This is a genomic window from Pseudomonas sp. EZ-C24, from assembly GCF_014525325.1.
GTDB classification, from domain to species: Bacteria; Pseudomonadota; Gammaproteobacteria; order Pseudomonadales; family Pseudomonadaceae; genus Aquipseudomonas; species Aquipseudomonas shirazensis.
In genome coordinates this window covers 74,000-93,610 of the sequence record NZ_JACDIU010000010.1, presented here as the reverse complement: position 1 = coordinate 93,610, position 19,611 = coordinate 74,000, and the positions used below count along the sequence as shown (strand labels likewise).

The window sequence follows — 19,611 nt, the reverse complement described above, 5'->3', positions numbered from 1 at the left end:
TCAGCAGGCACTTTTGTAGGAAATTTACCGTTCCTGACGGAGTGCATTCATCCAGGCGTTTATCAGCTGACGTTCAGCTGACTTTTGAGCAAATCACGGAAGGTCTGAATCAATGGTTCGCGGCTACGGCCGCGACGGATGATCAGGGAGAACGGGGCTTGGTAACCAAATGTGGCGGGCGATAATACGCGCAAATCGCCCTTGTCGACCCACGCTTGTGCATAGTGCTCGGGCAGATAGCCGATATAGGCGCCGGACAGGATCAGGATCAGCTGCGCCTCCATGCTTTCCACCGTTGCCGCGCTATGCTTGAAGCCGTGCCGGGCCAGCTCGGCTTGGCTCCAGTAGCCTCGCCCAACCATGCGCTGCTGGGTAATGACGGGCTCTGGAATCCGCCTTTCGGCGAACAACGAATGGCGGTTGCTGCAGTAGAGCCAATGCTGCTCGCGATACAGCGGTTGATAGACCAGACCGCTCATGCGCGAAGAAAACGCACCGATGGCCAGGTCCAGGCGGTTGTCCTGCACCCCCAGCTGCAGCTCGTATGGACTGGACACCGACAAGTGCAGGTGCACGGCCGGATGCTCCTGGCTGTAGGCGCCAATCGCCTCTGCCAGCGGCAAGGCGCGATCGCCTACGGTCGAGTCGAGCACGCCAAGGTTGAGCGTGCCGCGCAATTCACCTTTGAGCGCCGCGGCGTACTGTTCAAAACCATCCAGCTCGGCCAGCAGGCGCAGCGTCTCCTGGTGGAACAGCTCGCCCTTGCTGGTCAGGCTGAAGCCACCGCGGCCACGGTGGCAGAGCACGATGCCTAACCCCGCCTCCAGCTGGCTCATGTAGGTGCTGATGGCCGACGTCGACAGGTTCAGCTCACGTTGGGCATTTGCAAAGCCTTGGTGGCGTACCACGCTGACAAAGATCCGCAGCAGTTTCGGGTCGGGCAGTGACGAGGCCATGGTGGTGATCGGTCCGCAGTGGCAATGGGCAAGTTGCAATGGGCGGAGTCTACCTTGGCGGCGGCCTTTAGTTCAGAGATTCCTGAACTAAGTATTTGTCGGTAGCGATTCTTCTCGGCCACCAGCTTGCGCAGACTGCCCGCAATGACCCTGCTCGCCGCCCGCTGCGCTCAGTTGCAGCATGTTGGCCCAGGTTCGAACAACCATAACAATCGATCGACTGATGAGGCCCACTGTGGACAAGACTCTGCACCAACCACTGGGCGGCAACGAAATGCCGCGTTTCGGCGGCATCGCCACCATGCTCCGCTTGCCCCACCTGCAAAGCCCTGAAGGCCTGGACGCCGCGTTTGTCGGCGTGCCGCTGGACATCGGCACCTCGCTGCGCTCCGGCACCCGCTTCGGCCCGCGCCAGATCCGCGCCGAATCAGTCATGATCCGCCCCTACAACATGGCCACCGGCGCCGCGCCCTTCGACTCGCTGTCGGTTGCCGATATCGGCGATGTGGCGATCAACACCTTCAATCTGCTGGATGCCGTGCGCATCATCGAAGAAGCCTACGACACCATCGTCGAACACAACGTGATCCCGCTGACCTTGGGTGGTGACCACACCATCACCCTGCCGATTCTGCGCGCGCTGCACAAAAAACACGGCAAGATCGGCCTGGTGCACATCGATGCCCACGCCGACGTCAACGACCACATGTTCGGCGAGAAGATCGCCCACGGCACCACCTTCCGCCGCGCCGTCGAAGAAGGCCTGCTCGATTGCGACCGGGTCGTGCAGATTGGCCTGCGCGCCCAAGGCTACACGGCCGATGACTTCAACTGGAGCCGCCGCCAGGGCTTTCGCGTAGTGCAGGCCGAAGAGTGCTGGCACAAGTCGCTAGAGCCGTTGATGGCTGAAGTGCGTGAGAAGGTCGCGGGTGGCCCGGTATATCTGTCCTTCGACATCGATGGCATCGACCCGGCCTGGGCGCCCGGCACCGGCACCCCGGAAATTGGCGGCCTGACCACCATTCAGGCCATCGAAATCATCCGCGGCTGTCAGGGCCTGGACCTGATCGGCTGTGACCTGGTCGAGGTCTCCCCACCTTACGACACCACCGGCAACACCTCGCTGCTGGGGGCCAACCTGCTGTTTGAAATGCTTTGCGTACTGCCAGGAGTAGCGCGCCGCTAAGGATGTCGACAGCGCGCTCGATTGCAGTCGCACTGCTTGCATGGGCCAGTGACAGGCCCACCCGTACTTGCTGATACCGCCGGGCACCGTGAGGCTGCCCGGGCACTTGATCTCGCCATAATAATGATAATCGGGAGACCCCCAATGGCCTTGGACATCATCGTTGTATTGATCTATGCCGCCGGCATGCTCGCTCTGGGCTGGTACGGCATGCGCCGCGCGAAAACCCATGAAGACTACCTGGTGGCCGGGCGCAACCTCGGCCCGACCTTGTACATGGGCACCATGGCCACCACCGTCCTCGGCGGCGCATCGACCGTCGGCACCGTCCGCCTGGGCTATGTACATGGCATCTCCGGCTTCTGGCTCTGCGCCGCACTGGGTCTGGGCATCATTGCGCTGAACCTGTTCCTGGCCAAACCGCTGCTGCGCCTGCGCATCTTCACCGTGACCCAGGTGCTGGAGCGGCGTTACAACCCGATGGCGCGCCAGGCCAGCGCGCTGATCATGCTGGCCTATGCCTTGATGATCGGAGTGACCTCAACCCTGGCCATGGGCACCGTGCTGCAAGTGTTGCTCGACCTGCCGTTCTGGCTGTCGGTGCTGCTCGGCGGTGGCGTGGTGGTGATCTACTCGACCATTGGCGGCATGTGGTCGCTGACCCTGACCGACATCGTCCAGTTCGTGATCAAGACCGTCGGCCTGATGTTCATCCTGCTGCCGGTGTGCCTGTACAAGGTCGGCGGTTGGGATCAACTGGTGGCGCAACTGCCGGCGTCCAGCTTCAACTGGACCACCATCGGCTGGGACACCATCCTCACCTACTTCCTGATTTACTTCTTCGGCATCCTCATAGGCCAGGATATCTGGCAGCGTGTGTTCACCGCGCGGGATGAAAAAGTCTGCCAGCGCGCCGGTACCACTGCGGGTATCTACTGCGTGTTGTACGGCCTGGCCTGCGCACTGATCGGCATGGCGGCACATGTGCTGCTGCCGGACCTGGCCAACCCCAACAACGCCTTCGCCGCCATGATCAAGACCACCCTGCCTGACGGCATTCGCGGCCTGCTGATGGCTGCCGCGTTGGCGGCGATGATGTCGACCGCGAGTGCCGGCTTGCTGGCGGCCTCGACCACGGTCACCGAAGACCTGCTGCCCAAGCTGCGCGGTGGCAAGCAATCGAGCCTGGCCACCAGCCGCCTGTTCACCCTACTCACCGGCCTGGTGGTGTTGGCCATCGCCCTGGCAGTGAATGATGTAATCAGCGCTCTGACCCTGGCCTACAACCTGTTGGTGGGCGGCATGCTGATCCCGCTGATGGGGGCAATCTTCTGGAAGCGCGCAACTACCGCAGGAGCCATCGCCAGCATGTCGCTGGGCTTCGCCACCGCGCTGTTGTTCATGGTCAAGGATGGCCTGGATGCCAATACGCCGATCTACTACAGCCTGGCGGTTGGCCTGGTGAGCTTTGTGCTGGTCAGCCTGCTGTCGCGGCGGCCGGTGGCTAGCGCAAATCTGGCCTGATTTGACTGCACTGCGCTGAAAAGACAAAGGCCGCTGCATAGTCAAATGCGGCGGCCTTCTCGTTTCAACGGCGACGAGGCTGGCGTTTGCGCTGCTCTTCGTCGGTGGGGATCGGCACCGGTTGCAGCGGTGGCGGTATCAGACCCAAGGCGACAGCCAGGTCATGGAGCCAGTTGAACAGTGGTGTTTTCATAGTGCCCCCTTCACGGGTCAGCCTCACGGCAAATCGATCATTCGATGTTTCATACAGATCATAGTCCTATGTCCTGCATTACGCATGCGTCTAATCCTATACATAAGGCCGATTTTGACAGGGATCAAGCAGCGGCGGGCTGTTCCGACCGCCGGTCAACTGTTTCTCCCTGTTGCAAGCGGCGTTTGGAGGGGGTTGCTGCGCCATTAACCGCCTCAACCAACCACCTTGCGCAACTGCCGGCGCACCCAAGGCTCAGCGCTGACCAATACTACTCCGGCCAAAACCATCAACGCACCGAGCACAAAATTCACGCTCAACGGCTCACCCAGCAATAGCACGCCAAAGGTCACGCCAAACAGCGGAGTAATGAAAGAGAACACCGCCAGGTTCGAAGCCAGGTACTTACGCAATAACCAGAACCAGGTCAGGTAACTGACAAACGACACCACCACGCCCTGGAAAAGCACACTGCCCATCGCCAGCGGCGTAAGCGTGACCATGCCGATCTGCCCAGTGAGCAGAGCAATCATCAGCAATCCGACAAAACCCACCATCAACTGATAGAACAAGGTCAGGGTCGCCGGCGCTTCAGACAAACGCGAGCCGCGCACGACCACTGTAGTAGCTCCCCAGGCCAAGCCAGCCAGCACACCGAAGGCATCACCCAGCAGCGTTCGCCCATCAATCTGATCCAGCTGCACGCCTCCAGCAAACGCCAACGCAATACCCGCGAACGACAGCAGGATGCCCAGCCACTGCAGCAACCTGAGGCGCTCGCTGGGCAGCATGAAGTGCAAACCCAGGGCGGTAAAAATCGGCGCGGTATACAGGAACACCGACATATGCGCCGCCGAAGTCAGCTTGAGCCCCTCGGCAATGAACATGAATTCCAGGCCAAACAAAGCGCCCGCCAGCAACCCCGCACGCCAAGTGCTACCCACCTGCCCCCAGCCGCCCCTCCAGCAGATCAGCAGGCCGACCAGCAGCGCAGCGATGCCAGAGCGAAACGCCGCCTGCATCACTGGCGCGATATCCGCAGCGGCCCATTTGATCATGACCTGCTGACTGCCCCAGATCAGGCACAAACCGAGCATCAATTGCAGGGCAAAGGCATCAGGGTTCTTGCGGGCCGCGCTCATAGGCGGGCCTCGGTGTGATACGCAGGCATGGGCAGGGCTCGGCAGATGAGTGGATCAGACTGCGATTATCGGACGCCGAAGCCCTGCCCGGCCAGCCTAAATTGCACCGCCAGCGATTTGCGCCTTCGACGACACGTGATCGAAGGTCGGCTGATCCAGCGCATCGGCTTGCTCATCCAACACCTGACGCGGATGCTCGAAGCCGGGGATGCTGCTGTCGATCATGCTGAGCAGGCGCGAACCACGCTCGGTGAGCACGAAATTTTCACCGTTACCGCCCTCTTCTTCCGGGCGGCTGGCAATGTAGCCGCGATCAAGCAGCAGCTTCTCGTATTCGCAGGCGCGGGTTTTCAGCTGGTCCAAGTCACCTACCGGTTGGCCTTTGGCGGCCAGCGCGGCGGCGTGCTGTTCGGCGTAAGGGCGAGGCGTGAAGCTTTGTTCAGCGCCGTTTTGCACTTCGTGCAACAAGCGTTCGATCAAATCCCAGTCGTAGTGGCTCATGGCGATGGCTCCCTGTTGTGGACGGAAAGAGGTACACAGGGTGGGACATGCGGGTGTTGGCAAGCGTTCAGAAGGCCTGACCACATGAACTTTCCAGCCGCTGGCCCCTCAACCGGATAACGCCAACAAGGAGGTCAACCCGTGAAAATCCTAAGCAGCTGTGCCATTGCCGTCGGTCTGTGCATCGCCCTGCCAAGCTGGGCCTGCACGCCGGAAGAAGCCACCGCCAAACGCGAAGAGCTGGCCAAGGTGGTCAGCCAACTGACTGAGCAAAACCCGCAAAAGGCCAAGGAAATCAACGACGAGTTGCAGGGCATGGACCTGGCGACTGAAAGCAAGGATGTGCCGGACAAGTGCCAGCTGATCGAGCACCGTCTGCAGGAGCTGAAAACTGCGGAGAAGAAAGCGGAGTGATCAGTCGCAACGCCTGCGGCTAGATCAACTGCAGCCCGCCGCTGAAGGGCGGGCGCAGATCAGGGGCCGCGAACGCGACCCCGGAGAGACTTACTCTGGCTTGGGCGCGCGCTTTTTCAGCGGAGCCATGCCATCGACACTGGCCAATGGCGCGTTAGGACGCGGCTTGGCAGTTGGCTTGCGCTTGGCAGCAGCCTTCTTCTCGCCGGTCTTCTTGTCGACTTTTTTCTTCTTGACGCCGACGGCCTTGCCGGACGCCTTGACCTTCTTCGGCCCGTTGTAGGTGCCTTTGACTTCCTTGATCAGGCGGCGCTGGAACTGCTGCTTGAGGTAGCGCTCGATGCTCGACATCAAGTTCCAGTCGTTGTGGGTGATCAGCGAGATCGCCAGACCTTCCCCACCGGCACGGCCGGTACGGCCGATACGGTGTACGTACTCGTCACCGCTGCGCGGCATGTCGAAGTTGATCACCAGGTCGAGGCCGTCGATGTCCAGGCCACGGGCCGCTACGTCGGTTGCTACCAGCACCTTGGAGCCGCCTTGCTTGAAGCGCTCGATGGCCAGTTTGCGGTCTTTCTGGTCCTTGTCACCGTGCAACACGAACGCTTTGATGTCCTTGGCCACCAGGTGACCATAGACACGGTCGGCAGCTACGCGGGTGTTGGTGAAGATGATCGCCTTCTGGAAGGTTTCGTTGTCCAGCAGCCAGTGGATGATCTTCTCTTTGTGCTGGTCATGGTCAGCCATGATGATCTGCTGACGGGTGCCTTCAGCCAGCTGCGAGACGCTGTTGAGCATCAGGTGCTCTGGATCCTTGAGGATCTTGCCGATGATATCGCGCAGCGCGGCGCCGCCGGTGGTGGCAGAGAACAGCAGGGTCTGCTCGCGGTTCTCGCACTCTTTGCACAAACGCTCCATGTCTTCGGCAAAACCCATGTCGAGCATGCGGTCGGCTTCGTCCAGTACCAGTACCTGCACATGCGACAGGTCGAGGTTGCCGGCGTTGAGCTGCTCAAGCAGGCGCCCTGGGGTGCCGATCAGCACGTCCGGCACCTTGCGCAGCATGGCCGCTTGCTCCTTGAAGTCTTCACCGCCGGTGACCAACCCCGACTTGATGTAGGTGAACTGCGAGAACAGCTCGACCTGCTTCAGGGTCTGCTGAGCCAGCTCACGGGTCGGCAGCAGGATCAGCGCACGGATCTCGACGCGCGGGCCGCCCAGGTCAGCCAAGCGGTTGAGCATCGGCAGGACGAACGCAGCGGTCTTGCCGCTGCCGGTTTGTGCCGTTACCCGCAGGTCTCGCCCTTGCAACGCCAAGGGGATGGCCGCCGCCTGTACCGGAGTCGGCTCGACAAATTTCAGCTCGGCCACGGCTTTAAGGATGCGTTCATGCAGGGCGAATTGGGAAAACACGGGGGTAACCTCGGGCAAGTGCGTAAATTCAAGTTGCATAGGGTACCGTTTTCCGCCGCCAGAACCGAATTTCTTTTGGCAACTTTGCCCCGATCCGCGCTCTAATTAGCCCTCGTTCCGCAATACAGACCGCTTTTTTAGCCTATGGACATTCAACGACTCTGGTTCAACACCCTTGATCTCTGGGGCACTCTCGACCAACACCCGACCCTGCACGCCGCCATTGGCCTGGGTGTGCTGCTGCTGGTATCGCTGATTCTCGGCCGCCTGGCGCGGTTTCTGGTGCTGCATGCCAGCCGCCTGCTGGCCCGCCAACAAGCCCTCAGGTGGTTCGACGACCTGCGCCACAACAAGGTATTTCATCGCCTCGCGCAAACCACGCCGTCGCTGATCATCCAGTTCGGCCTGAAGCTGGTGCCGGAGCTCGGCGCCACCGCCCAGCACTTCCTGGGCAACGTCGCGCTGGCCTTCACCCTGCTGTTCATGACCCTGGCGCTGGCATGCCTGCTCGATGCCCTGCTCGACATCTATGCGCGCACCGAACACGCCCGCACCCGCTCGATCAAAGGCTACGTGCAACTGGCCAAGATGGTGCTGTGGGTATTCAGCATCATCGTCATCATTGCCACCCTGATCGACCGCTCGCCGTTATTGCTGCTATCGGGCCTGGGCGCCATGTCGGCGGTGCTGCTGTTGGTCTATAAGGACACCCTGCTGTCGTTCGTCGCCAGCGTACAGTTGACCAGCAACGACATGCTGCATGTCGGCGACTGGATCGAAATGCCCCAGGTCGGCGCCGACGGTGACGTGGTCGACATCACCCTGCACACGGTCAAGGTGCAGAACTTCGACAAGACCATCGTCTCCATCCCCACCTGGCGCCTGATGAGCGAGTCGTTCCGCAACTACCGCGGCATGCAGCAATCCGGCGGCCGCCGGATCAAACGCAGCCTGTTCATCGACGCCGCCGGCGTACGCTTCCTCACCCTCGAAGAAGAGCAGCGCCTGGCCGGCGTACGCCTGCTGGGCGACTATCTGGCAAGCAAGCGCAAAGAGCTGCAGGACTGGAACGAAGCCCAGGGCCTGGTCGCCGACCTCTCGGCCAACCGGCGCAAGCTGACCAACATCGGCACCTTCCGCGCGTTTGCCCTGGCCTACCTGAAAGCCCACCCCGACGTGCACCCGAACATGACCTGCATGGTCCGCCAGATGCAGCCCACCGCCGAAGGTGTGCCGCTGGAAATCTACTGCTTTACCCGCACGACCGCGTGGGCCGAGTACGAGCGGATTCAAGGCGATGTGTTCGACTATCTGCTGGCGGTGCTGCCGGAGTTCGGCCTGAGTGTTTATCAGCAGCCGAGTGGTAATGACATGCGGATTGGCCTGGCCGGGCGTGCGGCGCCTGAGCCAGCACCGCGGCGGTTGGAAGAGATGAGTGAGGCGTGAAATTTGCGCCAAACCGCAGGTCTGACGTTCCGTTGACCTGCCTTTCACTTAGTTTTCACGAGCGGCTTGGCAATCTATAGCCATCCCTACGTGATAGACCTTGGCCCGCCTAGCAGCGGGCTTTCTTTTGCCTGCGATTTTTGGTCAGAGCGTTCGATACAAGCCGCATTGACCCCGTCCTAATCTGGCGCAGGACGGCGCTGGTGGAGGGTATGGATTCCACATTGGGAGCAGAAGTAATTGCAGCCTTACGCTACCGGCTGTAAAGCGTCTAAAGCAGACGGTCGAGGATGATCGCTTTCGACCCATAGCTGCCCTACTTTCAGGGCAGAAATCGGCCAAAAGCAGGCGCTGAAAAGCATCTAAGAAAGCAGGGACGACTCACTTCCCTCTCATTGCCTAGATATCCGGGCCAGTGATTTCGATAATTTTCGACGCAGAAGCTGACTCGTTGCCTAGCCCCAGCCTGAGGGCTAATCTGCGATCAGGCCAGCATGCTGGCGACTATAGTTAAGCCTCACAGGGGAATACTCATGCAAGGGGAAGATCTGAGAGCCATGCTGGATGCAGATCCGCATGCCGTCCGCTTAGCACAGGACAATAATGAATACCTAGTCAGCTACCGCTTTGACACAGGCGCCGAGCTGGCGTTTGACCCTCGTACCACCACGAAGTGCTCTGTTTTCGTCAGCAAACTCCCCGAGCGTATGAGGGGCCGCCTGGGCAAAATCACGTGCTATCCACCTGAAAATCCCCGACTGCGCTTGCCCGGGTCTCTCCTCAACTCGCAGGCGAACGACAGCTGTTTAAAATAGACCTACCCTCGTCTGATTGCGCTCGTGACCTACTGAAGTGGATCAGGTGGGCCTGAGACCTAACAATTCATTTAAGCCGACGCCGCTTACCGCGGCCGGTATATGCCTTTGGATTGAATGAAATGAAGTTTTTTTACTGGTTGTTATGCAGCCTTCTTTATCAATGTATCGCTCCCAGCATTTGCTGGAGCTACAGCAAGTAAATTTCAGGGGGTGGTTGGCTGGACGATAGCTGCGGTTACTCAGGAGGAAGATGAGTTTGAAGGCTGCGATTTCGATAAGGTAATTAAATTCATTAACGGAATAGCACTCACCTGCTCAACTTATGGGTATTCATATACGAGCTCCAAAGCAATGTTCAGCACCCGCAGCTGTTCGCCGATAGGATGTCGGGCCAGGTACTGCTATGCACCAGGGGGCTTTTTCATGCGGTTGTGACATAATTTTTCGTGGAAAGCTTAATGATCAAGGTGATGGTGCCTACTATTATAAGTAGACACAATCGTATTTAATTTTCAAAGAAATTAAGTGAGCCTGTCGGGCAGTTGCAGAAACCAGCGATACACCCCCCCTACTGGTCACAAGCTATCACCCCATCATCATTCACCTGACGAATCTATATGCAACAATAGACACTTACCATCCCGCTTAACAACGAGACTAATGGGCTTCGCTGTCTGCCCCTCATCAAAAGACATTTCCACTTTAAGTTGCTGATTGCCAAACGTCTTAAGTTCAGCGATAAGCTCCGCCACTGTCTTGCCTCGATTCTCCCAGTCTACTCTACTGCTCATTCAGTCTCCGATACGATTCAAATTCTTGTCAAAAGTCCCGTCACGTGTTGTCCTACTTTCCAAGGCTTTACTGAACTGACCATTTTCCATGCACCTCCAATGTGCCCATCCAGATCTCGGGTGATGTAGGATTTGCCCTTACGAAATACTGCTGGGCCGCCATGAACCGTTTCGCTTATTTTCTGATACCCTAACGCCTCTGCCGCTACTTTTGCCTCTTTGGTCGTCCTGTACACCGGTTGCTTCGTAACAACCGAGCGACCGCCCATCGTCGCACTTAGCAACGTCGAGCCTAGCACGGAAAGGAACCGACTCCCATCTCCACCTTCAAGCGCGCTCAATTCACTTGCAATGATGTTCTGCGCGTCTTGGTTACTACTGCTAATCACATAACCGATGACAACGGATGCGCCATATTCACCTTGAGCAGCTGCTTCTTTAGCTAACGCTCTGAGTTTCGGCCCGTCGGCACTGAGCTTCGCGGAAATATCCTCGCATTGCCCAGGATTATTGCGACATAAGTCGGCCAACTTTTTATTGCGAACTTCATCCAGTTCCGCATATTCCTCTCGTACATCTTGTACGCACCCATCATCCGCTCAGGCTTTTTCTTTCGCGCGCTTATTTTCAACTTTTTCATGTGTAAGGTAATTATATTGCGTCGAGTAGCTCGCCACCCACGCCCCCATCTGCGAGCTGTCGCCGTCTCCGTTGGCCGAAGCAGCCGCTAAAACACCCAACAACTGTGAGTTCACTAACAGTAACTGCTGCTTTTTTTCAGGCTGAATTTCGGCATAATGCTGCGCAAGGGTATTTACTAGCGCCTCATTGAGCCCGGCTGCGACTGCGCCAGTTTTGAAATCGCCTCCAGCCGCCTCCGCTGCCAGCCCGCCCATCACCGCATGGAGTGTAACTTTGGCGGCGCCACCTTGCTGAAGGTCGAAGCGATTACCCAAATCGCCAACCAGGTTGAACCCAGCAGCTGCAAATGTACTGGCAAGGCTACTACGCAGCGCATCACTCAACGCGCTGTCACCACCGAGAGCACGATCCAGTACAGTCGAAGTACCGTTTTGCAGCAGCTGGTTGCCTGCAAAGCGACCAATGCCGTCCCAAGTGGAAAGCCCCCCAGCTGGCAATACGGCGCCACTATTAGGCAGCGCGGTTGAGGTTGCCGTTTCGGTCGCTGTCCAGTCATCGAACACACCGGTGGTCAAACCTGCGGTAATCCCCGACACCACATAACCACGAAGCGCATCAGAGGAGGTCACATCCTTCAGCACCAGGCCCAAGTTGCCACGATTGTTGATCGTGCTTATGGTCGCTCCGCTTGCCGCACTGGCGGCGACCGAGGATAGCGCCACGTTCGCCCATCCTGCCGCAGCCGTCGATCCCGCTGCCGCGCCACCAGCCACTGCACTGGCCGTAGCAGTGCCACTGGCAATCAGGCGCCAGCCACGCCGAAGCAAAGATAACGGCCGCTTTGGTCATCGTGGCTGGCGATTGCTGGCCCTGCATGCGCGATGTCACAATGCCGACCCATGCCCTGCAACGCCTTGCACGCTCAACCATGAGCGCGATTAACGGACCTTCACGATGCCCAGCCTCCGTTGCTGTTCTAACGCGCTCGACCGGCCGGAGAGAGTTCTGCTGGTTCGGCTGCGTCGACTGCTGTGTCTTGTGCTGCTCTGGGCTCAGGCTGCCTCGGCGAGCCCTGTCACTCAACACCATAGTGCTGCGCAAGTGATTGATGTACAGCTACGTTGGAAACATCAGTTCCAGTTCGCGGGCTACTACGCCGCCATCGCTCAGGGCTATTACCAGGAAGAAGGGCTGGACGTGCGCTTGCACGAAGGCGGCCCCAACGTCACACCGGTCGAAGAAGTGCTCTCTGGGCGTGCCCAGTACGGCGAAGCCAATAGTGAATTGCTCTACGCACGCCTGCATGGAAAGCCCTTGGTAGCTCTGGCGGTGATTTTTCAGCACTCACCTTCCGTGCTCGTGGCTCGTACAGACCAAGACGTTCGCACTGTGCACGACCTGATCGGCAAGCCGTTGATGCTGATGAATGCGCAGACAGATGCCGATTTTCTGGCGATGTTCCGTAGCGAAGGTATAGCCCTCGAAAAACTACAGCTGATACCCAGCAGTTTTCAAATTGGGGATCTGGCCAGCGGTAAAGTGACGGCGTTCAACTCATACCTGACCAACGAGCCCTTCTACCTGCAAGAACGGGGCGTGGCATATAACATCATCTCGCCCGTTACTTACGGAATCGACTTCTACAGCGACATCCTGTTCACCAGCCAGGCCGAGATTGACGAGCATCCACAGCGCGTCGAGGCCTTCCGCCGCGCCACGCTGCGCGGCTGGCGCTACGCGATGGATAACCCAGAGCAAATCATAGACCTGCTGCTCAATCAGTATTCGGTGGAGAAAAGTCGCGCGCACTTGCAATTCGAAGCTGAGGCCATGCGTCCGCTAGTGGTATCTGACCTGATCGAGATCGGTCATATGAACCCAGGGCGCTGGCAACGTATGGCTGAGACTTTCCTCGAACTGGGCATGGTCGACAGTATTGCCGGATTGGAAAACTTCATCTACGACCCCAACCCGCCGCAACTCGTCGAGCGACTGCGCAAGACCATTGTTCTGGTCAGCATCGGCTCTGCGCTTGTCCTGATGTTCGCTCTGATTCTGTTGAATGCCCAGCGCCATCTACGCAACGAGATAAAGTTGCGCAAACTCGCCCAAGAGGAAGTACACAAGCTGGCTTTCTATGACAGCCTGACTGGCTTACCAAATCGAAATAGTTTTATTCCCTTCGCTAGTCAGAGGCTGCTCGACGCAAGAAAGCGTGGAGAGCATCTGGCCTTGTGCTATATCGACTTGAATCACTTCAAGCAGATCAATGATCGTTATGGCCACCAGGCGGGCGATGCCATGCTGATCCACGCAGCCTCGGCAATCAAATCCAATATTTGCGAGTTTGAAATAGCGGCGCGCATGGGCGGTGATGAATTTGTCGTGCTGCTCGACGGCGCGCATCACCGAAACGATATCCAGCGCGTCACCGGGGAAATCTGCGAAGCCGTCGCCTTGCCCATTCCATGGGCAAACAGCCAAATCAAGGTTAGCGCCAGCCTAGGGGTGGCGTGGTATCCGGAAGATGGTGAAGACCTCGACGATTTGATTTTCAAGGCTGACACCGCCATGTTCCAAAGCAAAGCCAGTATCGCTGCGCAGGCTTGAAGCTGCTGCAGACGCAGCCCGAGCAGGGCAGCGAGCTGTCCACGCTGATCGCATCTATCATCCGCCAGTTTCGGAAGCCGAGTAGACAAGCTGGATAATCACTCAGGATTGCTCTCGTAGCGCAGCCAGCCTGCCACTCGCGAGCCCCCATCTAAGCGGTCTTTAGGGTGAGTGCGGCCATCACTGACAGTCACCTCAGGGAAATCAAACGGGCTCATGCCTTCAATACAGGCCACATTGACCCCGTACTGATCAGGCGCAGAACGGCGCTGATGGAAGGTGTAGATGCCACACTTGGAGCAGAAGTAGTGCTTGGCTTCACGCGTGTGGAACTGATAAAGCGTGAGCGCCTCTTGCCCTTGGGTGACAGTGATATCGTCCAGGTTGGCTGATACCGCAACGGCACCGCGCATACGGCAGAGCGAGCAGTTGCACCGGCGCGCAGTACGCACACCATCGGTCAAGCGCACTGAAAACTGCACAGTCCCGCAATGGCAGGCGGCCTGGTACACGGGACGATCATCGTTGCTTGCATCAGCCATGGCGATTCTCCAGAGGCATCCGAGGCAAAAGTGGCACAGGTCTGACACTCCATTGACCTGCCTTTCACTTAGTTTTCACGAGCGACTTGGCAGTCTATACCCATCCCTACGTGATAGACCTTAGCCCGCCTAGCAGCGGGCTTTCTTTTGCCTGCAATTTTTTGTCAAACCAAGCGTCTTCAGCATACCCACCTCAGTTCTCAGGGTGCCGCTGGCATAAGTGTGCTGCGCCAGACACTTACAATGATTTGACAGCCACGAGAAAAACTCACCTTGGTGAGCCAGTGGCTATTGGCTTTGCTCGCCCAGAGTAGGGCTTCCAGGAAGACGCATCGGGCTGATGCCTGGCAGCTGAGCCGCCAGGCGTCATCACAACCCGATCAAACCGCCGCGTGTGGCTGAGCGGTCTTGACCCGGCGGTACAACACCAGCGTGGCACACAACGCGCAGCCAGCAGCGAAGGTTACCCAGTACGCCGGCGCAGCCTTGTCACCGGTGAGGTGGATCAGCCAGGTCGACATGGCTGGGGTGAAGCCGCCAAACAACGCCGTGGCCAGGCTGTAAGCCAGCGAGAACCCAGCCACTTTCACCTCGACCGGCATGATCTCGGTCAGCGCCGGGATCATTGCGCCGTTGTAGAGCGCATAGAGGAACGAGAACCACAGCAGCACTTCAAGCATGTGCGAGAAGCTCGCTGCCTGAGCCAGGTACGACAGCGCCGGGTAAGCGGTGAACAGCGTCAGCACGGTCATCGCTATCATCATCGGCTTGCGCCCGAAGCGGTCGCTGAGCATGCCGCCGATGGGCAACCAGAAGAAGTTCGATACGCCGACCAGCAGCGTCACCAGCAAGGCGTCGGTGGTGGTCAGGTTGAGTACGGTCTTGCCGAAGGTCGGTGCATACACGGTGATCAGGTAGAACGCGCTGGTGGTCATTGCCACCATCAACATGCCGCCGATGACAACACCCCAGTTGCTGGCCAGTGTTGCCACCACCTGCTTCATGGTCGGACGATGGGTGCGATTGGCGAACTCTTCGGTTTCCTGCAGGCTGCGCCGCAGCAGGAAGATGAACGGGATGATCATGCAACCCACGGCAAACGGTACGCGCCAGCCCCATTCACTGATCTGCTCAGGCGCCAACCACTGGTTCAAGCCGTAGCCCAGTGCTGCGGCAACGATGATCGCCACTTGCTGGCTGCCGGACTGCCAGCTGGTGTAGAAGCCCTTACGCCCAGGCGTGGCCATTTCCGACAGGTAGACCGACACCCCGCCCAATTCGGCGCCAGCCGAGAAGCCCTGCAGCAGCCGTCCGAGCAAGACCAGGGCCGGTGCCCACAGGCCAATGCTGGCATATCCGGGCACCAGCACGATCAACAGCGTACCGCTGGCCATGATCGACAGGGTCACGATCAAACCTTTGCGCCGGCCCACGTCATCGATGTAGGCACCGAGCACAATCGCGCCCAGCGGGCGCATGAGGAAGCCTGCGCCGAACACCGCGAAGGTCATCATCAGGGAAGCGAATTCACTCGCCGCAGGAAAGAATGCGGTCGCAATCTGAGTGGCGTAGAAACCGAACAGGAAGAAGTCGAACTGCTCGAGAAAATTACCCGAGGTGACGCGGAACACGGCTGCGGCGCGGGAACGGGCAGTGCCCGCAGCGGGGGATGAAGCATGCATGACGGATCTCCAGCGATATTCTTAAAATGCTTGTTACGCTCTAAACTAGAGTATGCGGGACACATTTTGAAACAGTTAGTGTTTAATTTTCATGGATTGATGCGTCTTTGTTATCAATCGCTATATCCAGACCCTACTTCAGAGGCTGAATCTGCAGCCATTTGAACGCTACAGCTGGCATCGGACTGGTGTGTGAAATCTGACGGCGTGTTGACTTCACTTTCACTTAATTTTCACGGCAAGGGGCGCAATCTCTAGCTATCCCTACGTGTGATTGAACTTGCCCGCCTAGCAGCGGGCTTTCTTTTGCCCGCGATTTATCACCTCGCAAGCCAGTGCCCGATGCCACAGCGTCTGCCCTGCTGTACCGACATAGGCAATAGTCGTTCACGCTGCTTGCTCAGAACATGAAACATCCTTCACGGCCCGTTAACTGAACCGGGGGCTGCGCCTCAGTAATCTGGATTCTTTTGTTCCGGAGAACACTCCCATGCTTCGAACGATGTCCTGCGCGGCACTGTTGCTGGCCACCTTCACGTGCTCGGCAGCTGAAGCCGTACCTGGCGACGCGAACACCCTGACCGTACTCAGCTCCGGCGGCATCATGGGCGCCATCCGCGAAGTAGCGCCCGCTTACCAGAAAAAATTCGGGGTCAAACTGAATGTTCTGGCGGCGCCGTCGATGGGCGACACCCCGCAAGCGATCCCCAACAGGCTGGCCAAGGGTGAGGATGCTGACGTGGTCCTGATGGTCGGCTCGGCGCTGGACACGCTGGTCGCTGACGGCCAGGCAGACAAGGCCAGCCGCATCGACCTGGGCAAATCGTTCATTGCCATGGCCGTGCGCCAGGGCGAGCCGAAGCCGAACATCAGCACGATGCAGAACCTGCGCAAGGTGCTGGTGGAGAGCAAATCGGTCGCCTATTCGGACAGCGCCAGCGGTGTTTATCTGTCCAGGACGTTGTTCCCACGTATGCAGCTGGGGTCGGAGTTCGATGCCAAAGCCCACATGATCCCGGCCGAACCGGTCGGTGCAGTGATCGCTCGCGGGCAGGCGCAGATCGGCTTTCAGCAGCTCAGCGAACTCAAGCCGGTACCGGGCATCGACATCGTTGGCTTGATCCCGGCCGAGGCACAGAAGATGACCATGTATTCCGGCGCGATGATCAGCAAAAGCCAGCATCAGGCAGCGGCCAAGGCACTGCTTGAATACCTCGCTTCGCCTCAGGCAGATGCGGCGATCAAGAGCAGTGGCTTGTCACCGCTGCCGCACCACGCCAGCTGATCACCGAGAAAATGACCACAAGGTTTGCGCAGCCGCGCAAGCCTTGCTCAGTCGGCAGCCAGCGCATCCAGCAGCTCCGCCCGGCACGCTTGCAGTATTTCATCTGCCAGCGCTGAGTCATCCGGGCACGCCCGCGACAACATGACGGCACCCACGGCATGAGTAAACAGGCTCACGACTTTGGCGCGCGCCTGCTCGGGCGTCGCCCCTGTCCCCGCCCGGTACTTCTCTTCAAGAGCTGCAAGGGTCTTTTCGATGCCGCTGGCGAAGGTCGCCTTGACCTCATCGGACTGGCGAGCAGCATCGCCACCCAAGGCTGCAACGGTGCAGCCTGTGTCTCTGCCATCTCGGTGGGCGCGGGAGACGTAGCGATTGACGAACTCCTCCAGACCAATAGTGCACGCACCGGCGGCAGACCTCTCCAGGCTGAGCGCTGCCGCTTCGGCCATCAGGTCGGCCTTTGAGCCAAAGTGCTTGTAGAACCCCCCTTGCGTGAACCCGGCAGTGGCCATCAGCTCGGCCACACCCACACCGTCGTAGCCGCGTTCACGAAACAGCTGCGAAGCCGTCTCGACGATATGCGCGCGATTAGCGAGTGATTGCGTCTTGGTGATCTTCATGGGGCGCCTCGGGGACTTCGTAACGATGGCCCAGCATACTCTGATGTCGACCATAATCAAAACCGTTGACAGTTTTGATTGTGATCGACATCATAAAAACGCTTCCCCATCTGACTGTCCCAACAGCCACTCACCTTGAGTACTCGTCCATGAACAATGCTGAAACCGTACTGATCACCGGCGCTTCTTCTGGCATCGGCGCAACCTACGCCGAGCGCTTCGCCCAGCGCGGCCATGATCTGGTGTTGGTAGCCCGTGACAAGACCCGCCTGGATGCCCTCGCCGCAACGCTGAGCCAGCAATATGCCGTGGCCATCGACGTGATTCAGGCTGACTTGACGCAAAGCAGCGACCTGGCGACCGTCGAAGCCCGCTTGCGCGATGACAGCAGCATCACCCTGCTCGTCAACAACGCCGGCGCCGCGCAATCCGGCAGCTTTATCGAGCAATCAACGGACAGCGTGGCCAACCTGGTCGCGTTGAACACCAGCGCCCTGGTTCGACTGGCCAGCGCCATCGCGCCACGGCTGGCGCAGGCCGGCAGCGGCGCGATCATCAATATCGGTTCTGTGGTGGGCCTGGCGCCGGAATTCGGCATGAGCGTGTACGGCGCGACCAAGGCGTTCGTGTTGTTCCTGTCACAGGGGCTGAGCCTTGAACTGGCGCCCAAGGGCGTCTATGTCCAGGCGGTTCTGCCTGCAGCGACACGCACGGAAATCTGGGATCGTGCCGGTATCGACATCAATACCCTGACTGAGGTGATGGCCGTGGGCGACCTGGTCGACGCTGCCCTGGTCGGCTTCGACCGCCGCGAGCCGGTGACCATCCCGCCCCTGCAGGACGCTGCACGCTGGGATGCGCTGCAGCTTGCCCGGCAAGGCTTGCTGGCAGAGATTCGCCAGTCCGTCGTCGCCGAGCGCTATCAAGGTCAGGCTATCGCCTGACCCCGCCAACGGCTGGCGCAGCATGATTGCTGCCCAGCCGGCTGAGCCAGACCGAGGCCAGAATCATCAAGCCACCTATCAGCAAGCGCCCAAGCGGCTCGTGCTGGTTCCAGATCAGCAGGTTGAGCAGCAAGCCCACCGGCACATGCAGGTTGTTCATCACCGCAAGCGTTGCGCCAGAAACCAGGCAGGCGCCCTTGTTCCACCAGTACAGCCCCAGCGCCGTCGGCACCAGCCCCAGGAACAACAGCACCAGCCACTGCACATCGGTGCTCGGCAGGCGCTGGGCATTGCCGAACAGCAGAAACGCCGGCAGCACCACCAGCAGCGCGCCGAGGTAGAAGTAGCCGAAGCGTCTGTAGTGAGGTAAGTCGCTAGGGTTGCGGGCGATCAGGTGGCGATACAGCACCTGACCTGCGGCATAGGTGAAGTTGGCCAGTTGCAGCAGCAGGAAGCCGATGAAGAACTCGCCACTGATGCTGTCCATGCGGATCACCGCCGCACCCGCCACTGCGACCAGTGCAGCCACCAGCGCCCAAGGGTTGAAGCGCCGGTTCAGGGCGTCTTCGATCAAGGTCACGTGCAACGGCGTGAGGATGGTGAACAGCAGCACCTCGGGCACAGTCAGCACGCGGAAGCTCAGGTACAGGCAGACGTAGGTGACGCCGTATTGAAGGGCACCGATCAGCAGCATCGAGCGCAAAAAGCGCGGTTCGACCTGGCGCCAGCGGGTCAGCGGCAGAAACACCAGCCCGGCCAACAGCACCCGCGCCAGTACGGCGAAGTAGCTGTCGACGTTGCCGGCCAGATACTCGCCGATCAGGCTGAAGGAAAACGCCTGGATCAGCGCGACGATAATCAGGTAGCCCATGGTGCTCTCTCGCAAATCAAGGCGGCGACCT

Annotated in this window: 17 protein-coding genes and 1 pseudogene; 7 read left to right on the top strand and 11 right to left on the bottom strand. The window is 59.2% G+C overall.

Annotated elements, in window-relative coordinates:
* Positions 1 to 62 precede the first annotated feature (62 nt).
* Positions 63 to 956 (bottom strand): LysR family transcriptional regulator, encoded by an 894-nt coding sequence (locus tag IDM28_RS06595; protein WP_101317631.1) that lies wholly within the window; start codon positions 954 to 956, stop codon positions 63 to 65.
* Between the two features lie 235 nt (positions 957 to 1,191).
* Here IDM28_RS06595 and speB point away from each other — a divergent pair, with 235 nt between their 5' ends.
* Together speB and IDM28_RS06585 are read left to right on the top strand one after the other, a co-directional pair.
* Complete coding sequence (speB, locus tag IDM28_RS06590; RefSeq protein WP_101317629.1) at positions 1,192 to 2,142, top strand: agmatinase; 951 nt, start codon at positions 1,192 to 1,194, stop codon at positions 2,140 to 2,142.
* 144 nt (positions 2,143 to 2,286) lie between these two features.
* On the top strand, positions 2,287 to 3,666 hold the full coding sequence (locus IDM28_RS06585) for a sodium:solute symporter (RefSeq protein ID WP_150572169.1): 1,380 nt from the start codon (positions 2,287 to 2,289) through the stop codon (positions 3,664 to 3,666).
* Positions 3,667 to 3,730: 64 nt separating this feature from the next.
* Here IDM28_RS06585 and IDM28_RS23795 read toward each other — a convergent pair whose 3' ends face one another.
* From IDM28_RS23795 to IDM28_RS06575, 3 genes are all read right to left on the bottom strand, one after another.
* A complete protein-coding gene (locus IDM28_RS23795) occupies positions 3,731 to 3,859 on the bottom strand; it encodes a PA1414 family protein (RefSeq protein WP_256585700.1) in 129 nt (42 codons plus the stop codon).
* A 215-nt stretch (positions 3,860 to 4,074) separates the two neighbouring features.
* Positions 4,075 to 5,001 (bottom strand): DMT family transporter, encoded by a 927-nt coding sequence (locus tag IDM28_RS06580; protein ID WP_101317625.1) that lies wholly within the window; start codon positions 4,999 to 5,001, stop codon positions 4,075 to 4,077.
* A 96-nt stretch (positions 5,002 to 5,097) separates the two neighbouring features.
* A complete protein-coding gene (locus IDM28_RS06575; RefSeq protein WP_103436572.1) occupies positions 5,098 to 5,502 on the bottom strand; it encodes a transcriptional regulator in 405 nt (134 codons plus the stop codon).
* A gap of 141 nt (positions 5,503 to 5,643) precedes the next feature.
* On the opposite strand from IDM28_RS06575, the gene IDM28_RS06570 reads away from it, so the two are divergent.
* Complete coding sequence (locus IDM28_RS06570; protein WP_101317621.1) at positions 5,644 to 5,916, top strand: hypothetical protein; 273 nt, start codon at positions 5,644 to 5,646, stop codon at positions 5,914 to 5,916.
* 90 nt (positions 5,917 to 6,006) lie between these two features.
* Here IDM28_RS06570 and IDM28_RS06565 read toward each other — a convergent pair whose 3' ends face one another.
* Positions 6,007 to 7,368, bottom strand: coding sequence for a DEAD/DEAH box helicase (locus IDM28_RS06565; protein WP_101317619.1), 1,362 nt, complete (start codon positions 7,366 to 7,368; stop codon positions 6,007 to 6,009).
* A 105-nt stretch (positions 7,369 to 7,473) separates the two neighbouring features.
* Between IDM28_RS06565 and IDM28_RS06560 the strand changes: the two genes are divergently transcribed.
* Complete coding sequence (locus IDM28_RS06560) at positions 7,474 to 8,775, top strand: mechanosensitive ion channel family protein (RefSeq protein WP_188035590.1); 1,302 nt, start codon at positions 7,474 to 7,476, stop codon at positions 8,773 to 8,775.
* A gap of 1,609 nt (positions 8,776 to 10,384) precedes the next feature.
* Here the strand turns inward: IDM28_RS06560 and IDM28_RS06555 are convergent.
* Positions 10,385 to 10,653 (bottom strand): annotated as a pseudogene (locus IDM28_RS06555) (toxin C-terminal domain-containing protein).
* Positions 10,654 to 10,983: 330 nt separating this feature from the next.
* Positions 10,984 to 11,748 (bottom strand): DUF637 domain-containing protein, encoded by a 765-nt coding sequence (locus IDM28_RS06550; protein WP_316936992.1) that lies wholly within the window; start codon positions 11,746 to 11,748, stop codon positions 10,984 to 10,986.
* A 379-nt stretch (positions 11,749 to 12,127) separates the two neighbouring features.
* Between IDM28_RS06550 and IDM28_RS06545 the strand changes: the two genes are divergently transcribed.
* Positions 12,128 to 13,636 (top strand): ABC transporter substrate-binding protein, encoded by a 1,509-nt coding sequence (locus IDM28_RS06545; RefSeq protein WP_223175880.1) that lies wholly within the window; start codon positions 12,128 to 12,130, stop codon positions 13,634 to 13,636.
* A 98-nt stretch (positions 13,637 to 13,734) separates the two neighbouring features.
* Here IDM28_RS06545 and IDM28_RS06540 read toward each other — a convergent pair whose 3' ends face one another.
* Both IDM28_RS06540 and IDM28_RS06535 read right to left on the bottom strand, forming a co-directional pair.
* A complete protein-coding gene (locus IDM28_RS06540) occupies positions 13,735 to 14,178 on the bottom strand; it encodes a GFA family protein (RefSeq protein ID WP_188035587.1) in 444 nt (147 codons plus the stop codon).
* A 380-nt stretch (positions 14,179 to 14,558) separates the two neighbouring features.
* Positions 14,559 to 15,860 (bottom strand): MFS transporter, encoded by a 1,302-nt coding sequence (locus tag IDM28_RS06535; RefSeq protein WP_101317597.1) that lies wholly within the window; start codon positions 15,858 to 15,860, stop codon positions 14,559 to 14,561.
* Positions 15,861 to 16,350: 490 nt separating this feature from the next.
* On the opposite strand from IDM28_RS06535, the gene IDM28_RS06530 reads away from it, so the two are divergent.
* Positions 16,351 to 17,145 (top strand): substrate-binding domain-containing protein, encoded by a 795-nt coding sequence (locus IDM28_RS06530; RefSeq protein WP_188035586.1) that lies wholly within the window; start codon positions 16,351 to 16,353, stop codon positions 17,143 to 17,145.
* Between the two features lie 47 nt (positions 17,146 to 17,192).
* Here the strand turns inward: IDM28_RS06530 and IDM28_RS06525 are convergent, their stop codons facing one another.
* A complete protein-coding gene (locus tag IDM28_RS06525; RefSeq protein WP_188035585.1) occupies positions 17,193 to 17,765 on the bottom strand; it encodes a TetR/AcrR family transcriptional regulator in 573 nt (190 codons plus the stop codon).
* Positions 17,766 to 17,914: 149 nt separating this feature from the next.
* Here IDM28_RS06525 and IDM28_RS06520 point away from each other — a divergent pair, with 149 nt between their 5' ends.
* Positions 17,915 to 18,709, top strand: coding sequence for an SDR family NAD(P)-dependent oxidoreductase (locus tag IDM28_RS06520; protein ID WP_188035584.1), 795 nt, complete (start codon positions 17,915 to 17,917; stop codon positions 18,707 to 18,709).
* Here the strand turns inward: IDM28_RS06520 and IDM28_RS06515 are convergent.
* Positions 18,699 to 19,580, bottom strand: a complete 882-nt coding sequence (locus IDM28_RS06515; protein WP_188035583.1) for a carboxylate/amino acid/amine transporter — start codon at positions 19,578 to 19,580, stop codon at positions 18,699 to 18,701. The two genes, IDM28_RS06520 and IDM28_RS06515, sit on opposite strands and share 11 nt — an antisense overlap.
* Positions 19,581 to 19,611: the final 31 nt, after the last annotated feature.